We start from the raw sequence: 16,550 nt of genomic DNA on the forward strand, positions 1-16,550 counted from the left end.
GCGCTGATCTTTAGAGTGCCTAGACAACATGGAAAAACCTCCAAAAACTAGATTTCACTCACATTTTAACAAAAAAAGCTTGTCGATCAAGCCACTTTTTGTGGCTTTGTCGACAAGCTGAAAAGAGCTGCATGACAGCTCTTTTTTTGTCATGATGATCAGGCTTCATTCAATTCTTTTCCTAATATTTTTAAGTCGTACCGGATTCCGTCCATCTCGGCGATTCCGGGAAAGTGTCCCCATTCGGTGAAGCCGTATTTTTTGAAAAGCTTCATGCTCGGTTCATTGTGAGCGAAAATAAACGCCATTAAAGAACGGATTCCAAGCTTTGGAGCAGCTTCAAGCGCTTTTTCAAGCACCGCAGAACCCGCCCCTTTGCCGCGGTGGTCTTTATGAAGGTAAATGCTGACTTCGGCGGTTTTGGCGTAGGCGGGTCTTCCGTAAAATGATTCGAAGCTGATCCAGCCGATGATATCCCGTTTTTCATTTTCTACAATATAAAGAGGCCTTTCCTCGGTATGGCTCAAAAACCAGCTCAGCCTTTCTTCAGGTGTGACGGGTTCTGTATCTGCCGTAACCATTCGCGATGCAATGGTGGAGTTGTAAATATCGACTACTGCGGGAAGGTCTTCCCGGTTGGCGATCCGTAATTTCATTCTCTCTATCCTTTCTTCATATGTTATATCTTCGGCGTTTTTTCCGTTATCATGCATACCGGTCAATTTTCAGGTTTTAGGGCGGTTTTTACATAAAAACGAAGCAGCCGGTGCAGACTAATTTGAAAAAAAGTTTTTTGTAAATGTATATATTTTCTGAAAAGTGTTCAGAATGTTGCTGAGGTGATGAGTTATGAAAGAGGAAGAAAAGAATCGTACTTCCAAAATCACAAAGCTGCAACAGTTTTTTCGTAAACGCTGGGTATTTCCGGCCATCTATTTGACAAGTGCCGTCGTTGTATTAACCGCCGTACTTTGGTATCAATCGGCTTCTAACAACGATGTAAAAGACCAGCTTGCAGACGATGGCAAGAAATCAGCCTATGATAACCGGGATGATGCGGTAGAAGTAGGCAAACCAGTCGAAAATGTCGCAATGCCGGTTGCTGATTCTGAAAATGTTTCCGTCGTTAAAAAGTTTTTTGAAACTGACGCAACTAAAGAAGAGAAAGAAGCAGCACTTGTAAACTATAATAACACGTACAGCATGAGCAAAGGTATCGACTTGGCTGAGAAAGACGGAAAAACATTCGATGTTTCCGCATCTCTCAGCGGTACGGTCATCAAAGCTGCAAAAGACCCTGTACTGGGCTACGTTGTTGAAGTTGAACATGAAAATGGTTTATCAACTGTGTATCAGTCTCTTTCTGAAGTAAGCGTCAAACAAGGTGACAAGATTGAACAAAATCAAGTCATCGGAAAAGCAGGCAAAAATCTTTACAATGAAGAAGGCGGAAACCATGTGCATTTTGAAATCCGCAAAGACGGTGTTGCACTAAACCCGCTGAACTTCATGGACAAGCCGGTCTCCAGCATTGAAAAAGCAGTGGAGGAACAAGCGTCTGAAATGAAAGAACCTGCTCAGCCTTCTGTTGAAGAAAAGTCAAAAACAGAAGACAAAGCGAAAGATCAAACAGATGGAAAAGATGACAAAACCAAACGGGAAGATTCGTCTGAAGGGTCAGAAAATCAAGACGGAACCCAGTCTGACGATTCAAGCCAGTCATAAGGCACGCTTCCCCGAGCGCCTATCAAATACGATAGGCGCCTTTTTTGTTACAATCATAAAAAACCCGTATCAATTCGGCGGAGTCAGCCGTTTATTAAGTAAGAGGCCTCTTTTAAGGAGTGTGAATGCATTCATGAATGAGCTAGAACAGCAAGCGCTGATGAAGTATTGCATGAGAATGACAGGCGATAAATGGGATGCCGAGGATTTAGTTCAGGATACAATCCTGAAGTTATTAGAAATCAATCGAACAGACGCCTCACATGCTTATCAAAAGACGGTGGCAAAGCATAAATGGATTGACCTGCTCAGAAAAAGGAAGCGCGAAAGCTTTCTGTCTGAAGACAATCAGGTAGACGGGCGGGCAGAGCGCATGAAGGCGGCCGATGACTTCGAGCACCTGCTGAAACAGCTTTCCGGTATTTTAACACCGAAGCAATTAACGATTTTTCTGCTCAAAGATGTGTTTTCCTTTCAGCTGCACGAAATCGCCGAGACGCTCGGTAAGCCCGAATCATCCGTCAAGTCGCTTTTATTCAGATCGCGTCAGCGATTAAAAAGGCTTTCACCGGATGATCTGCAAAGGGAAGCAGCGGACGGGGATGACGAACACATTGGCCTGCTTGTTCGGGCGATATTGTATCACAACCCCGATGATCTGCTTGAATTTGCCAAACAGACATGGCTTTTCGGCGCTTCACAGCCGTCTGGCATCAGCATGATGAGGTGTGCTGCCTAGGAGGAAAAAGGCTATGAACACCATTCCTTACGTCATTGAGAAAACGGCTGCGGGTGAAAGATCGTACGATATTTTTTCCAGACTTTTAAAAGACCGAATCATTATGATCGGCTCTGAATTCAACGATGACCTCGCCAATCGGGTCACCGCCCAATTGCTGTTTTTGTCAGCCGAGGACAATGAAAAAGACATTTCGATCTATATCAACAGCCCGGGCGGATCAACTTCCGCGGGATATGCGATTTTGGATACGATGGATTATGTGAAGCCGGATGTCCGCACGATCTGCGTCGGAATGGCAGCTTCCATGGGAGCGATTCTCCTCGCCGGCGGAGCAAAGGGCAAACGTTATGCGCTCAAAAACAGCGAAATCATGATCCATCAGCCGCTCGGCGGCGTCAAAGGACAGGCGACAGACATGGAGATTTCAGCGAAGCGGATCATCAAACTGAAGGAGAAAATCGAGCGCTTCTTTCACGAACGAACGGGCCAGCCCATTGAAAAACTAAAAGCCGACATGGAACGCGATTACTTTATGGATGCGGACGAAGCGAAGGCATACGGGATTATTGATGCCGTTTTATAACATTAAAAAAGCTCCCGGCTTAACTTCAGCCGGGAGCTTCGATCTTTTTTTATAAAGCGTCAGGACCTTCCTCGCCTGTGCGGATGTTGATGGTGTTTTTAATTTCGTATATGAAGATCTTGCCGTCTCCGGGTTCCCCGGTTTTCAGGACGTTTTGCGCTGTCTCGGCCACCTTTTCAACAGGCACTTTGCTGACGACGATTTCGACTTTTAACCTTTCATACACATTGCTTTCGCGTTTGACTCCGCGGTAAAGCTCAGTATGCCCTTTTTGCAGGCCGCATCCGTGTACATTGTAAAACGTAATGGACGTTACGCCGATTTTGGCCAGCTCTGTTTTCAGCTTTTCAAAGTTTGTAGGACGAGTTACAATTTCCACTTTATACATTTGACCGCTCATACCATCACTCCTGACAAATTAATCTTGATACGCTTTTTCGCCGTGCAGCGTCAGATCGAGGCCCAATGATTCTTCATCCTCTGAGGCACGGAGTTTAAAGAAGATACTGACTATCTTAATAATAGCGTATGTGACGATTGCGACAAACAAATATGTTGCAGCAATTGCAATCAGCTGTTTCCAAAGGAGACTGATGTCTCCGTAAAAAAACCCGTTGGCACCGTCTGCGTTGACTGATGTCGTCGCGAACAAACCTGTCGCGATTCCGCCCCATGTTCCGCCGAGCCCGTGAAGTCCGAAGGCATCAAGCGCATCATCGTACCCGAACTTTTTCTTGAGCGAAAACACGCCCCAGAAACAGACGATTCCTCCGATGAGCCCGATCCATACAGATGAGAAAGGCGTGACAAAGCCTGCACCCGGCGTAATCGCGACGAGCCCCGCAATCGCTCCCGAGACGGCGCCGAGCATCGTCGGCTTTTTATTGATCAGCCACTCTGCCAAAATCCAGCCGATCAGACCCGCGGCCGCAGCCGTATTCGTATTGATAAAAGCGGTCATGGCGACTTCATCGATCGTCAGTGCGCTTCCGACATTGAAACCGAACCATCCGAACCAGATCAAAGTCGCCCCGAGCAGGGTCAGAAGGAGATTGTGAGGGGCGGTGTCGCTGATATTTTTTCGCTTGCCGAGAACAATCGCAACGACCAGGCCGGCTACCCCGGAAGAAATGTGAACGACGTTTCCGCCGGCAAAATCAATCGCTCCCAGCTCGTCAAGCCAGCCTCCGCCCCATACCCAGTGGGCGACTGGCGAATAAACGAAAACCGCCCAGAGCACCGAGAAAAGAATAAAAGCCGGAAAGCGCATGCGTTCCGCAAAGCTTCCGGAAATAATCGCAGTTGTCAGCACAGCAAATGTCAATTGGAACATCATATAAAGCGTATGCGGGATCGTCTCCGAATAATCGGCATTGGGTTCAAAACCGACACCGTGCAGTCCGATCCAATCCAACCCCCCGATCAATGGGTTTCCGGGAGCGAAAGCGAGAGAATAGCCGAACAAAATCCATATGATAGAAACGATGGCAATTGAAGATAAACTGTGCATAACGGTGCTGAGCACATTTTTGCTCCTTACCAGACCTCCGTAAAATAAAGCGATGCCCGGCGTCATCAGCCACACGAGCAAAGCGCAAAAGAACATAAATACTGTGTCCCCCATCTGCATGTTTCATTCCTCCGTAGTCATTTAGATTGAGAGCAGATCTCTTTTTCTTTCATTATAGTGACAAAAGGGAGATATCATGATGAACATGTCAGATTTCCTTACATGGTTTTTGGGAAGAAAAGCGGACAGGGAGAGGCTGAAATATCCGACGGAAGGGGGATTAAGCGGTTTTTTCAACCTCAACTGCAACGATTCGATGTCCGTCCATTTCTTTTACTTTAAAACGGTACCCTTCACTTTCGATCGCCGTTCCGGGCTTGCTTTCAATATTTTGTGTCAGCATCCAGCCGCCGATTGTATCAATCTCCTCATCTGATAAATGAATCCCGAGCAGGTCGTTTACATCGCTGACCAGTACTTTACCGTTGAGGATGTAATGGTCATCTTCGAGTTTCTGAACAGCAGATACTTCTTCAGTATCGAATTCATCGCGAATGTCGCCGACGATTTCCTCGACGATATCCTCAACCGTCACAAGGCCGGATGTTCCGCCATACTCATCTACGAGAATCGCCATATGTGTATGCTCTTTTTGCATTTTGACGAACAGCTGGTAGACGGGAATCGTTTCAATCACATGGATAACCGGATGGATATATGGCTTTAACGGTTTTGTTTCTAAAGAAAATCCGCCTGCAAGCTCCGCCAGCAGCAGTTCTTTTATATTGATCATTCCGGTGATGTGATCCTTGTCTTCCTCCATGACGGGGAAGCGGGTGTGCTTCGTTTCTTTGATGAGCTGCTTCACTTTTTTTACACTGTCGTCAAGAGATAAGACGGTCATTTCATTGCGGGGCACCATAATTTCTTTTGCCGTACGTTCGTCGAATTTAAAAATATTGTTTACATATCTCAATTCATTTTGGTTAATCTCCCCGCTTTGATAGCTTTCAGATAAAAGCGTTCGCAGCTCTTCCTCCGAATATGCCAATTCGTGTTCACCGGTCGGCTTCAGGCCGAACAGACTTGTGATCATGCGGGCTGAATGATTGAGCAGCCATATAAAAGGGAACATGATTCTATAAAACCAGATCATCGGCTGTGCAAAAAGCAGAGTAACGGTTTCCGCTTTTTGAATGGCGATCGTTTTTGGCGCCAGCTCTCCGACAACAACATTGAGATAAGTGACCGATAAAAAAGCAGCCAAAAATGAAAGAATATGTGTAATCGGCTCGTTTAATCCGATTTTGGAAAAAAGAGGATGCAGTAAGGTCTGCATCGTCGGTTCACCAAGCCATCCCAAGCCCAATGCCGTCACGGTGATTCCAAGCTGGCAGGCTGACAAGTATTCGTCAAGGTGTGAGGTTACTTCTTTTGCGGCAAGCGCGCCCTTTTTTTTCTGAATGATCAATTGATCGATCTTTGTCCGTCTTACTTTTACGATGGCGAATTCGACCGCGACGAAAAAACCCGTTAATGCGATTAATCCTGCCAATGCAATCAGCTTCAATAACTCCAATGCCCCGCCTTCTCAAAAAAGAAGGCGCCACCTCCTTTTCTATGAAAAACTCATACTGGCTTCATACCACGTGCCGCAGCGCGGCAAACATCATGTTTATTTACGCGGAGGGCGGGCAAAGAAATATAAAACGAATGGGACGGAAGAGGAGGAGACGAAATATGAGAGTTTTTCAGGGAGAGGGCTGGACATGGTATCAGCTTGGCCCTCACGAAAAAACGACAGCACAAGGGCTGATTCAGCCTGATCATTGGCCGGAATGCCGAAACTGGTTTCAAGGCGTTCCTTCGGCCAACATTAATTGCCTTGATATTAATGCTGCCGTTCAAGGCAAGGAAGCAATCTACGGTTCATATATTTACGACCAGGAAGCGGAAGTTCAACAAAACCGGACAGCATTTCATTTTTACTTAACGAAAAACTATTTTTTCACAATGAACTTAGATATCTCGCAATTTGAGGAGGCAAACAGGAGGCCGATCAATCAACACTTGAAGCGATGCAAAGATGCCCCTGAAGTATTCCTGATCTTGCTGGGCGAACTGATGAGAATGTATTTGAAGGAACTTGAGCACTTTGAAGTTTACCTCGGAAAAGTAAGATGGGGATTTCACCATGACAACAATAAAAGCATCATTGAACTGATTCATAAGCGGCGTCACGAACTGCTCGTCATAAGAGGTTTAATTTTATCGATGAAAAAGGTAGCAATGGGCCTTAAAGAAACTTTTTTAACCAAATCGTTTGATGAAATTGAACAGCGCAGGACGTTTTACGAAATCGACAGAGGCATGTCATTGATCAAAGAGTACGCGAATGAAATCAATTATTTGCTTCATTCTGAGGAAGTAGTGACATCCCACAGAGGCAATGAAATCTTTAAAGCGCTGACGATTTTTACGACGATCTTTACGCCGATGACGGCTTTCGGCGCCCTGTGGGGAATGAACTTCGAAGTCATGCCTGAACTCTCATTAAAGTACGGCTATTTATTTTCGCTTATTTTAATCGCCGGTTCGACCGTCCTTGTGTATTGGTATTTGAGAAAGAAAGGCTGGACCGGCGATTTATTGAAGGATAAAAAACGATATATCAAAAGGAAAGGGCTCTTTTAAATAGGTTTAAGCCCGGAGTATTTCGGAAAAGCACATAATAACCCCATCATAAAGGAGGAATTCCGAATGAAACTAAAGGACATCATGACAACCAATGCCGAATGCTGCGAGCGTTCTGCTCCGATTGCGGAAATTGCCGGTAAGATGCGTGATTACAATGTAGGTTCAATTCCGGTTTGCGAGAACGGAAAATTGACGGGGATCGTTTCAGACCGGGATATTGTCATCAGATGTGTAGCCGAAAATGAAACAGATGCAGCTGCTCAGGACATCATGAGCACACAGATGGTGACCGGACGCCCGGACATGTCGGCTGAAGAGGCCGGCGATCTGATGGCGGAACACCAAATTCGCAGGCTGCCGATAGTTGAAGATGGCCGTCTCGTCGGAATCGTTGCTTTGGGGGATCTCTCCGTCTCACATGCGGATGAGAAAGCGGGAGAAGCTTTAAGCGAAATTTCAAAACCGGCTTAAACAGGGTGAAGGAAGAGCATTTCAGCTCTTCCTTTTTTATGGTGCAATATCAAAGCTCCGGCTAAAATTTATTAGTGATTAATCAATAACTTAACTTCACGTTAAGTTTTCATTAAGAATGTCAATGTTTCTTTCAGTCCTTCTTGATAAGGTGTCGCGGGAATTTTTCCTATTCTCTTTTCGTATTTTTCTCCGTTTAGAATGAATGCTTCTTCTGTTAGGTACATGATTTCTACTACTTCTTTCATTACTGGATCAAATAATCCGCTTATCCGAATGGCATGTTTATTTAATGGCATGACGAATTTGTTATTGCCGGTAATTTGGCGTGCGATTTTTATGATTTCTTTACCTGAAATCAGACCGGCGCCGGGGATGTTCCAGTTTTCACCGTAAGAATCGTCTTTACTTGCGATTTTCACAATCATTTTTGCGGCATCAGGCAAATATACGTACTCCCGGGGGGTTTTTAGATTGCCGATAAAAACAGCTATTTTATTTGCAGCCATTCCGGTTAATGTAGGTTGTAAATAAGAATTTTGCGAAGTTTTTCCATAATAGTCCGGCAGTCTGACGATTAATGGTTTGGCATTTTTCCATTTCTTATCGAATATTAAGTTTTCAAAATCTACTCTTATCCTTCCTTTTTTGGTATGGGGGAGTTTCGGATGATTTTCATCTCCTTTGGCAACTTGACGGCCGTAAACATATATTCCATCCACAATCACGATTTTCTTGCCTAAAATATTTGCAGCCTTCATTACACTTTCACCGAGAAGCAGGAGTTTATCTGCCATTTCATGATATTGAACATTGGCGCATTGAAATATCACATCTGCATCTTTTGCTGCTTCAATGATGGTCTTTTCATCAAAGACATCGCCAAGCTGATAAGTTAATAGCGGTGTAGAATGATGCTCATTTATGAGCTTCTTTAGTTTATTTTCAGAACGGCCGAAAGCGGTAACCTGAATATTTCTTGACAGCAATTCTGAAACAATGGCTTGACCAGTTCCACCTGTTGCGCCTAAAACAATTGCTTTTTCCATTGAAAATTCCCCCTTAAGTTTGTTATTTATTAATCAATAACTAATCCTTAAATAAAAAACCGAAACGAATCGGTTATTTTATTCTGTTTGGCCGTGCATGATCTCCGGCAAATCTAAGAAATAGGAAATGTTGCAAAGTATCCCTCTCGCCAAGAAAGTCGTTACTTCCCTCTCTGCATTCGGAACATTCGCTTCCTGGAACCTTTCCAGCGTATAGCTTCTAATACGAGATAAGCCCGTTTTTGAACAATTTCTTATCGATTCCTCCGTAACTGATAGTCCGATGACCTGCAAGGCTATTTCATTAGGGTGTGATACAGACAACTCTTCATATGCTTTGACCATGTTTGCTACGATTTGTTCGGGGCTGGATTCGACATTTTGAAACGTTTGGAGGATCCTTTCAAAGGCCCGATCGAGCGCGGCAACGAACAACTCTTCCTTCGTCTTGAAAAACCTAAATATATAGGGCTGAGAAATACCGGCTTTTTCAGCAATGAATGCTGTCGTCGTATTATAATATCCCTTTTCTGCAAACACCTCTAATCCAGCTTCAAGTATTTGCTCCTTTCGATTTTCCTTACTCTGTCTCATGATATGCCGCCTCCTTTCATTTTGTTATTGATTGATTACTTACTAAGATCGTAACAGATTTCTTTTTAGGATTCAAGCACGTCATTTTAAAAAAATGCATCATATGGCGCAGCCGTTTTCCAATCAATCAGAATAATACGCGGATTCCATCACCGGTCCCGCTTCAGAGGCCAAAATAAAACGTGCTGCCGTTTGGCGTAATGGAGAAGCGGAGCGGTTTCAGGCAATATGAGACCGCTTGCTCCGGGCACGGTGTTTTCTCGGATTTCGGCTTCGGCCCGCTGCAGCACCCATGGAGAATGATGAATATCTTCATAGTAGACCCGGTTGTTGTGCGTGGTATACAGGCGGTATCTTTCAGTCAGCCAGTATTCGATTGACCCTTTTTGCGCGGTAAAGGGATCTGACAGCGGGCGGTAGCTCGCGCGGAAGGCCGCTTTCGAATCATCCCTTCTGCTGGAAAATTCAATATGGTTTTCTTCTTTTACAAAGTTTATCCCGGCTTGAAAATAAGGCAAGTGGAACATTGAGCGCGCGCCGGCGACGGCTAAGTGCGAAGCGGCGTCAAGACTGAAAAAATAAATGCCCGGTATGCCTTTATATGATACATATGTCCGGACATTCAGCTCGGGAAATCTGCTCATGAAAGGAAAGGGCGGCAAAAAACGGGGACGCATATTTGTCAGCAGAAAAGGCAAGATGCCGATCCACGTTTTTCCGTTGAATGTCTCCAATTCCAAGGCCGCCGGTACTTGTCCGCGAATGACTTCAGGATCAACAGCCCAATGGGCAAATAATACATGATTCCATGTTTGAGTCATCATCCACGGTCCCTCAGGCAGTGGAAAAGGGCGGTGAGAAGTATTTTTTATCATAGAACAGCTCTCCTTTGGTTCAAATTTTGAAGCGCATCCCGAACCTGTTGTACGGTTTTATGATTTCCCTTTTCGGCTAAATCAAAAACGAGGATACAAAAAACGGAGGAGTGATCTGATTTGTTCAAGCATACGAAAGTGCTGCAGTACCCTGCCAAACCTGAAAGACCCGACCCTGTCTTCGCAAAGAAAATGCAGGAGATACTCGGCGGCCAGTACGGAGAAATATCTGTGGCGATGCAATACCTTTTTCAAGGGTGGAATACGCGGGGAAATGAAAAGTATAAAGATTTGCTGATGGATACGGCGGCAGAGGAAATCGGACACGTCGAAATGATTGCGACGATGATCGCGCGGCTGCTTGAGGATGTTCCGGTTTACGAGCAGGAAAAAGCAGCAGATGATCCTGTCATCGGCGCCATTATGGGCGGAATGAACCCTCATCATGCGATCGTTTCGGGACTGGGAGCCATGCCTGAAAACAGCACCGGTGTTCCGTGGAATGCAGGCTATATCGTAGCGAGCGGCAACCTTTTGGCCGATCTTCGCGCAAATGTCAACGCTGAATCACAAGGCAGACTGCAAGTCGCACGGCTGTACGAAATGACGGATGACAAAGGCGTACAAGATATGCTCGGTTTTCTTTTGGCAAGAGATACGATGCACCAAAACCAGTGGATCGCCGCGATCAAAGAATTGGAAGAAAAAGAAGGCGTCATCGTGCCCGGTACGGTTCCGGCGGAATATGAAAAAGAAGAAGTTTCGCACACTTTATACAATTTTTCGGATGGAGAAGAAAGTGCACAGTTTGATTGGCTGAAAGGAAAGGCGCCGGACGGAGCGGAATTTCACTATGAGAGCGGCCCTGTCGCATATGGAGAAAAACCGGTCTTAAAGCCCGCTCCAAAACGAAGCCACAATACACCTGACTATGGAGAATAAAAAGAGCCGAACGGCTCTTTTTTTATTTTTTAAAATGACAAAACACTCCGTAAATATTAAAATAAGTGACAGATTTGCAGATTTTTTTATTGTCAGGTAAGCTTACTATAAAAACAACAGTAAGGAGTTAGATCATGAGTAAAGTACTTATTTTTGGCCACAAAAATCCGGATACGGATACGATTTGTTCAGCGATTGCATATGCCGAATTAAAAAAGGAGCTCGGCATTGACGCAGAGCCCGTCCGCCTCGGCGAAATCAACGGTGAAACCGAATACGCGCTTGAGAAATTCAATGCAGAAGTGCCTCGCCTTGTGAACACTGTCGCGAATGAAACAGACAGCGTGATTCTGGTTGACCATAATGAGCGCCAGCAGAGCGTCGATGACCTGGATCAGGTTCGCGTGCTTGAAGTTATCGACCACCACCGGATCGCCAATTTTGAAACGAGCGACCCTCTGTATTACCGTGCAGAGCCTGTAGGCTGCACGGCAACGATCTTAAACAAGCTCTATAAAGAAAACGGCGTCGAAATTAAAAAAGATATCGCAGGACTGATGCTGTCGGCGATCATTTCAGATTCCCTCTTATTCAAATCTCCGACTTGCACAGATGAAGATGTCAAAGCTGCAAAAGAATTGGCTGCGATTGCCGGCGTTGATGCTGACAGCTATGGACTCGATATGCTGAAAGCCGGAGCTGATTTGAGCGCAAAAACGATTCCTCAGCTTCTTTCTCTGGACGCAAAAGAGTTTACGATGGGAAGCCATAAAGTGGAGATCGCGCAGGTTAACACTGTCGATACAAACGACGTTCTCTCCCGCAAAGAGGAAGTTGACGCAGAACTTGCAAAAGTGGTGTCTGAAAAAGGATTGGATTTATTTGTGTTTGTCGTAACTGACATTTTAACAAACGACTCGGTTGTCGTCGCTTCAGGACAAGCTGCACAAGCAGTGGAAAAAGCGTTCAATGTTACATTGGCAGACAACACAGCGACACTGAAAGGCGTTGTATCCCGCAAAAAACAAATTGTTCCGCCGTTAACCGAAGCCTTAAAAGGTTAAGGAAATAAAAAAACACCCGAATCATGAGATTCGGGTGTTTTCTTATACCGTTCTGGATACCGCTTTCCGCAATTTCCGCAAGATTGATTCATAGAGTGAAATGATCCGTTCAAAAAGCGGCTGCACATACGTTGAGAATCTAAACATAACAAGTGATACGAATAAAGCGACCAAAATACTGCCCAATACGTCAACAGGGTAGTGGTGTCCGACCCAAATACGGGAAAAGCCCGTCAATAACCCGAAAGCAATCAGGCAGCTTCCAATTTTTCGATGATAAAGCCAAAAAGCGATCGAAATGGCTAACGCCCCGGTTGTATGATCGCTGGGAAATGAGGCGTCGGCAGCATGGTGAATTAATACGTCCACATGGTGAGTGACAAATGGCCTCGGCTCATAGTAAACCAATGACAGCAAATAATTTGCCGCCAATCCGAGAATACCTGTTACACCGGCCTGAAGAACGCTTATTTTATAAGAACGGTTCCCGAATATCCAGATCAAAAGCAAAATGAGCGCATACATGTAAATTGCTTTTTCTGTGATCAAAATCATGGCGCTGTCCAGGATGTGGTTGTGGTTTGCTAATTGATGAATACGTGTAAAAAGCCAATAGTTCAAAAAATCACCTTTTTAATAGAGTAGTAGTTTTTGGTCAGACAGTTAGGAGACGTATTTGATTTTGCAAAAGTTTCATTGATTACAGATCGGGCTGTATCCGCCTGCATGAAAAAAGCCGGGCATTCCCGGCCCGGCGAGGTTGAACGGCTTATTCGGCCATTGAAATATCCCGCTTCTCCTTTGCGGGTGCAGGTTTTTGGCTCCATGTATACAGAAACAGGTTGATGAGCACGAAAACGCCTGAGAATAAATAAATGTTTGAAAAACCGGCATGTGCCACAACTAACCCGAAAACATAGGATCCGACTGCGATCCCGGTATCAAACAGCGTAAAATAAGTCGCTGTGGCATAGCCGCTCCGGTGAGACGGCGAAGCCTGAATCGCCAAGGTCTGAAGGCACGGTGTGATCGATCCGTAGCCGATGCCGATGACAGCTCCGGATAGCAAAAGCATCGCACTGCTGTTTGTAAAAGCAAGCAGGAAAAGCCCGACGCAAAAAATGATAATGGACGGATAAATGACGACTCCCGGACCGACTTTATCATACAGTTTTCCCGTAAACGGCCGCGTGATCATCATTGTCACCGCGAACACCATAAAGAAATAGCTGCTTGCTTCAATAAGGCCGAGAGATTTGGCATAAACAGAGATGAAGGAAATGACGCTTGAATAACAAAACGACACGAACAATCCGACCGTGGCAATCCGAATCGCACCCTTTTCAAACATGTTGGAAAAAGACAGCCTGAACACAGCTGAACGGATGTCGTTTCCTTTAGGAATCCGGACCAGTGCTGTGCAGAGGATGGCTACAGTGACGATTCCTGAAAATAAAATAAACAGATCAGAAAAACTCATTTTATCCAGCAGATTCAAGGCGATAAACGGACCGATGACAACCGCCAAATTCATCGACATGGCAAAATAGCCCAGACCTTCTCCACGGCGGGCCGGCGGGATTAAATCGGCTGCAATTGCACTCGTCACCGTGGTGATGATGCTGAACCAAATGCCTTGGAAAAAGCGAATGCCAAGCAGCAGGTAGATATCATGAATGAAAATATAAAGAAATGATGCCAAAGTAAACAGCACGACGCTGATGAGTGCCATTCTTTTTTTGCCAAAACGCTCAATAACCGCTCCCGAAAACGGCCTTGCAAAAATCGCAGACAGCATGAAGCCGCTGATCAAAAGGCCGCCCTCTGACTCGGAGCCGCCGAGCTCCTGCATCGCATAGACCGGGAGTACGGTCAACAGTGCGTAAAAATAGACGAATATAAACAAATTAATCAAAACGACCATGATAAAATCCCTGGTCCAAATGGGCTCAGCTTGCTTCATAGGCTACAACTCCTCCTGATGTCCTTCCAATAATTGATTTAATAGCCTTTGGAATATTTTTTTATCCCGTTCTTCAAATACGGAAAGCATTTCCTCTTCAAATTCTTTCATTTTTAATTGAATGTCATCATATTTAATTTTGGCTTCTTCTGTCATCTTGACGACTTTTTCCCGTTTGTCATCACCCTGTATCCGTTCGACCCAGCCGTTTTTTTCAAGGCGGCTGACGGTTCTCGTCACAGTCGGCGCCTCGACATGCAAGTAAGTCCATATGTCTTTTTGCGTCATTGGTCCGTAGGTGTGAAGACAGTATAGGATCGACCACTGTGAACCGTAAAGGCCGTATGCTTCGAGCTGTTCATTCGTTTTTTTCGCAACCATCCGTGTGCTTTGATTGAGCTGGTGAATAATCTTTCGATTGATATGTTCCATTCCCGGACTCCTTCAAAATAGTTACCTAGGTAAATAATAAACTTTATTCATTTTACCGGAAGTCAAGATTAGTGTAAAGTTAAAATTTTTGAAACCCGAAATAAAATTATCAGAGAAACCCCTTGTCCTCCTTGAGTTTTTAGCATAATCCCATTTAAATGCTAATACACTGATACAAACCTAACAAAGAGAGTGTTTGAGGTGAGGGATCGTGGGAGTATTTCAAAATTCTACTTGGAAAAGCATAAATCGAAGAAGCTGCGCAAATAGCGAATTTTTTCACAAGACGGATCTCATTTCACACTTCTCACATCCATTTTAGGGAGGTCGAGTGGTGTGCACGATTACATCAAAGAGCGAACAATCAAGATAGGGAAGTACATCGTGGAGACGAAAAAAACGGTTCGTGTGATAGCGAAGGAGTTTGGTGTTTCCAAAAGTACCGTTCACAAGGATTTGACAGAAAGGCTGCCTGAAATTAATCCTGACCTGGCCAATGAAGTAAAAGAAATTCTTGATTATCATAAATCAATCAGACATTTGCGGGGCGGAGAAGCGACAAAACTAAAATACAAGAAAGAGGAAATCTTTGAAAGAGAACCCGTGCAATAAGGAATAATGGCTCAGAAACGAGCAGCGTTTATCAGAATTTCCCGGTATCCTCCGTAAAAAGCCACAAAAATTTTATGAAGAACTTTAATAAGCTCTCTTTTTTTTCTAATATTTATGATAAAATATATAATTAGGGCAGAATGTGGACATTGCTGTGAAACAGATTTCGAGGAGGATATAGATAGATGTTTGCAAGGGATATTGGTATTGACCTTGGTACAGCGAATGTGCTGATCCATGTCAAAGGAAAAGGTATTGTCTTAAATGAACCATCAGTCGTTGCTCTTGACAAAAACAATGGGAAAGTGCTCGCTGTCGGTGAAGAAGCAAGGAGAATGGTAGGACGTACACCTGGGAATATTGTTGCGATACGTCCATTAAAAGACGGCGTCATTGCCGATTTTGAAGTAACAGAAGCCATGCTGAAGCATTTCATTAACAAGCTGAATGTAAAAGGTCTTTTCTCAAAGCCGCGCATGCTGATTTGCTGCCCTACAAATATTACTTCTGTAGAGCAGAAGGCCATTAGAGAAGCTGCCGAAAAAAGCGGCGGAAAGCATGTATTTTTGGAGGAAGAGCCTAAGGTGGCCGCAATCGGAGCGGGAATGGATATTTTCCAGCCAAGCGGAAACATGGTAGTTGATATCGGCGGTGGAACGACAGATATCGCAGTCATCTCAATGGGCGATATTGTCACCGCCTCTTCTATTAAAATGGCCGGGGACAAGTTTGATCTTGAAATCTTAAACTACATCAAACGCGAGTACAAGCTGCTCATAGGCGAACGGACAGCCGAAGACATTAAGATTAAAGTCGCAACTGTTTTCCCAGACGCACGTCACGAGGAAATTTCCATCCGCGGCCGCGACATGGTCACAGGATTGCCGAGAACCATTACGGTAACGAGCAAAGAGGTGGAAGAAGCGCTGCGCGAATCTGTATCTGTCATTGTACAGGCTGCCAAGCAGGTGCTCGAAAGAACGCCGCCTGAGCTGTCAGCCGACATTATCGACAGAGGCGTTATCATTACAGGAGGCGGCGCATTGTTAAACGGTCTTGACCAGCTTCTTGCCGAAGAACTGAAAGTGCCGGTTCTCGTTGCTGAAAATCCGATGGATTGTGTGGCAGTCGGTACGGGTGTCATGCTTGATAACATGGACAAGCTTCCTAAGCGCAAACTGAGCTGATCAGAAGCCTCATTCTTTTTTAGAATGAGGTTTTTTATGTGAAATGCTTTAAAGGAGCCGAACGGCTGCCGATAAAAAGAGTAGTATGTTTGAATACCATTATA

At 44.8% G+C, this 16,550-nt stretch carries 19 protein-coding genes; 9 read left to right on the forward strand and 10 right to left on the reverse strand.

The window, feature by feature from the left end:
* Positions 1–158 precede the first annotated feature (158 nt).
* Positions 159–656: a GNAT family N-acetyltransferase gene (locus BTA31_RS19835; RefSeq protein WP_076793669.1), complete on the reverse strand. Its 498-nt coding sequence runs from the start codon at positions 654–656 to the stop codon at positions 159–161.
* A 193-nt stretch (positions 657–849) separates the two neighbouring features.
* On the opposite strand from BTA31_RS19835, the gene BTA31_RS19840 reads away from it, so the two are divergent.
* The 3 genes from BTA31_RS19840 (at position 850) to BTA31_RS19850 (ending at position 3,050) form a co-directional block, all read left to right on the forward strand.
* A complete protein-coding gene (locus BTA31_RS19840) occupies positions 850–1,725 on the forward strand; it encodes a stage II sporulation protein SpoIIQ (RefSeq protein WP_043925113.1) in 876 nt (291 codons plus the stop codon).
* Positions 1,726–1,858: 133 nt separating this feature from the next.
* Positions 1,859–2,464, forward strand: a complete 606-nt coding sequence (locus BTA31_RS19845; protein ID WP_076793618.1) for an RNA polymerase sigma factor — start codon at positions 1,859–1,861, stop codon at positions 2,462–2,464.
* A gap of 13 nt (positions 2,465–2,477) precedes the next feature.
* Entirely contained in the window at positions 2,478–3,050 is a 573-nt protein-coding gene (locus tag BTA31_RS19850) for an ATP-dependent Clp protease proteolytic subunit (protein WP_043925111.1), read from the forward strand.
* A gap of 49 nt (positions 3,051–3,099) precedes the next feature.
* On the opposite strand, the gene BTA31_RS19855 is transcribed toward BTA31_RS19850, so the two are convergent.
* The 3 genes from BTA31_RS19855 to BTA31_RS19865 form a co-directional block, all read right to left on the reverse strand.
* Positions 3,100–3,450 carry a P-II family nitrogen regulator gene (locus BTA31_RS19855; protein ID WP_003185936.1) on the reverse strand — a complete coding sequence of 117 codons (351 nt, stop codon included), beginning with the start codon at positions 3,448–3,450 and terminating at the stop codon, positions 3,100–3,102.
* 18 nt (positions 3,451–3,468) lie between these two features.
* A complete protein-coding gene (locus BTA31_RS19860; protein WP_076793619.1) occupies positions 3,469–4,680 on the reverse strand; it encodes an ammonium transporter in 1,212 nt (403 codons plus the stop codon).
* Positions 4,681–4,840: 160 nt separating this feature from the next.
* Positions 4,841–6,139 carry a hemolysin family protein gene (locus BTA31_RS19865; RefSeq protein ID WP_076793620.1) on the reverse strand — a complete coding sequence of 433 codons (1,299 nt, stop codon included), beginning with the start codon at positions 6,137–6,139 and terminating at the stop codon, positions 4,841–4,843.
* Between the two features lie 161 nt (positions 6,140–6,300).
* Here BTA31_RS19865 and BTA31_RS19870 point away from each other — a divergent pair, with 161 nt between their 5' ends.
* The gene (locus BTA31_RS19870) at positions 6,301–7,254 is read left to right on the forward strand and encodes a magnesium transporter CorA family protein (RefSeq protein ID WP_076793621.1); all 954 of its coding nucleotides are present in this window, start codon (positions 6,301–6,303) and stop codon (positions 7,252–7,254) included.
* Between the two features lie 66 nt (positions 7,255–7,320).
* A complete protein-coding gene (locus BTA31_RS19875) occupies positions 7,321–7,728 on the forward strand; it encodes a CBS domain-containing protein (RefSeq protein ID WP_043925107.1) in 408 nt (135 codons plus the stop codon).
* Positions 7,729–7,829: 101 nt separating this feature from the next.
* Here BTA31_RS19875 and BTA31_RS19880 read toward each other — a convergent pair whose 3' ends face one another.
* From BTA31_RS19880 to BTA31_RS19890, 3 genes are all read right to left on the reverse strand, one after another.
* The gene (locus BTA31_RS19880) at positions 7,830–8,777 is read right to left on the reverse strand and encodes an SDR family NAD(P)-dependent oxidoreductase (RefSeq protein WP_076793622.1); all 948 of its coding nucleotides are present in this window, start codon (positions 8,775–8,777) and stop codon (positions 7,830–7,832) included.
* Between the two features lie 78 nt (positions 8,778–8,855).
* Positions 8,856–9,371 (reverse strand): TetR/AcrR family transcriptional regulator, encoded by a 516-nt coding sequence (locus tag BTA31_RS19885; RefSeq protein ID WP_043925105.1) that lies wholly within the window; start codon positions 9,369–9,371, stop codon positions 8,856–8,858.
* A 149-nt stretch (positions 9,372–9,520) separates the two neighbouring features.
* A complete protein-coding gene (locus BTA31_RS19890) occupies positions 9,521–10,246 on the reverse strand; it encodes a YqjF family protein (RefSeq protein ID WP_076793623.1) in 726 nt (241 codons plus the stop codon).
* A gap of 120 nt (positions 10,247–10,366) precedes the next feature.
* Here BTA31_RS19890 and BTA31_RS19895 point away from each other — a divergent pair, with 120 nt between their 5' ends.
* Complete coding sequence (locus tag BTA31_RS19895) at positions 10,367–11,188, forward strand: manganese catalase (RefSeq protein WP_076793624.1); 822 nt, start codon at positions 10,367–10,369, stop codon at positions 11,186–11,188.
* 134 nt (positions 11,189–11,322) lie between these two features.
* Positions 11,323–12,252 (forward strand): manganese-dependent inorganic pyrophosphatase, encoded by a 930-nt coding sequence (locus tag BTA31_RS19900; protein ID WP_076793625.1) that lies wholly within the window; start codon positions 11,323–11,325, stop codon positions 12,250–12,252.
* Between the two features lie 42 nt (positions 12,253–12,294).
* On the opposite strand, the gene BTA31_RS19905 is transcribed toward BTA31_RS19900, so the two are convergent.
* The 3 genes from BTA31_RS19905 to BTA31_RS19915 form a co-directional block, all read right to left on the reverse strand.
* Entirely contained in the window at positions 12,295–12,873 is a 579-nt protein-coding gene (locus tag BTA31_RS19905) for an undecaprenyl-diphosphatase (RefSeq protein ID WP_076793626.1), read from the reverse strand.
* A 148-nt stretch (positions 12,874–13,021) separates the two neighbouring features.
* Positions 13,022–14,215: an MFS transporter gene (locus tag BTA31_RS19910; RefSeq protein WP_076793627.1), complete on the reverse strand. Its 1,194-nt coding sequence runs from the start codon at positions 14,213–14,215 to the stop codon at positions 13,022–13,024.
* 3 nt (positions 14,216–14,218) lie between these two features.
* Entirely contained in the window at positions 14,219–14,647 is a 429-nt protein-coding gene (locus tag BTA31_RS19915) for a MarR family winged helix-turn-helix transcriptional regulator (protein WP_076793628.1), read from the reverse strand.
* Positions 14,648–14,983: 336 nt separating this feature from the next.
* On the opposite strand from BTA31_RS19915, the gene spoIIID reads away from it, so the two are divergent.
* Together spoIIID and mbl are read left to right on the forward strand one after the other, a co-directional pair.
* Positions 14,984–15,259, forward strand: coding sequence for a sporulation transcriptional regulator SpoIIID (spoIIID, locus tag BTA31_RS19925; protein WP_003185911.1), 276 nt, complete (start codon positions 14,984–14,986; stop codon positions 15,257–15,259).
* Positions 15,260–15,444: 185 nt separating this feature from the next.
* Positions 15,445–16,446 (forward strand): cell shape-determining protein Mbl, encoded by a 1,002-nt coding sequence (gene mbl, locus BTA31_RS19930; RefSeq protein WP_076793630.1) that lies wholly within the window; start codon positions 15,445–15,447, stop codon positions 16,444–16,446.
* Positions 16,447–16,550: the final 104 nt, after the last annotated feature.

The organism is Bacillus haynesii (assembly GCF_001969855.1).
Lineage (GTDB): Bacteria > Bacillota > Bacilli > Bacillales > Bacillaceae > Bacillus > Bacillus haynesii.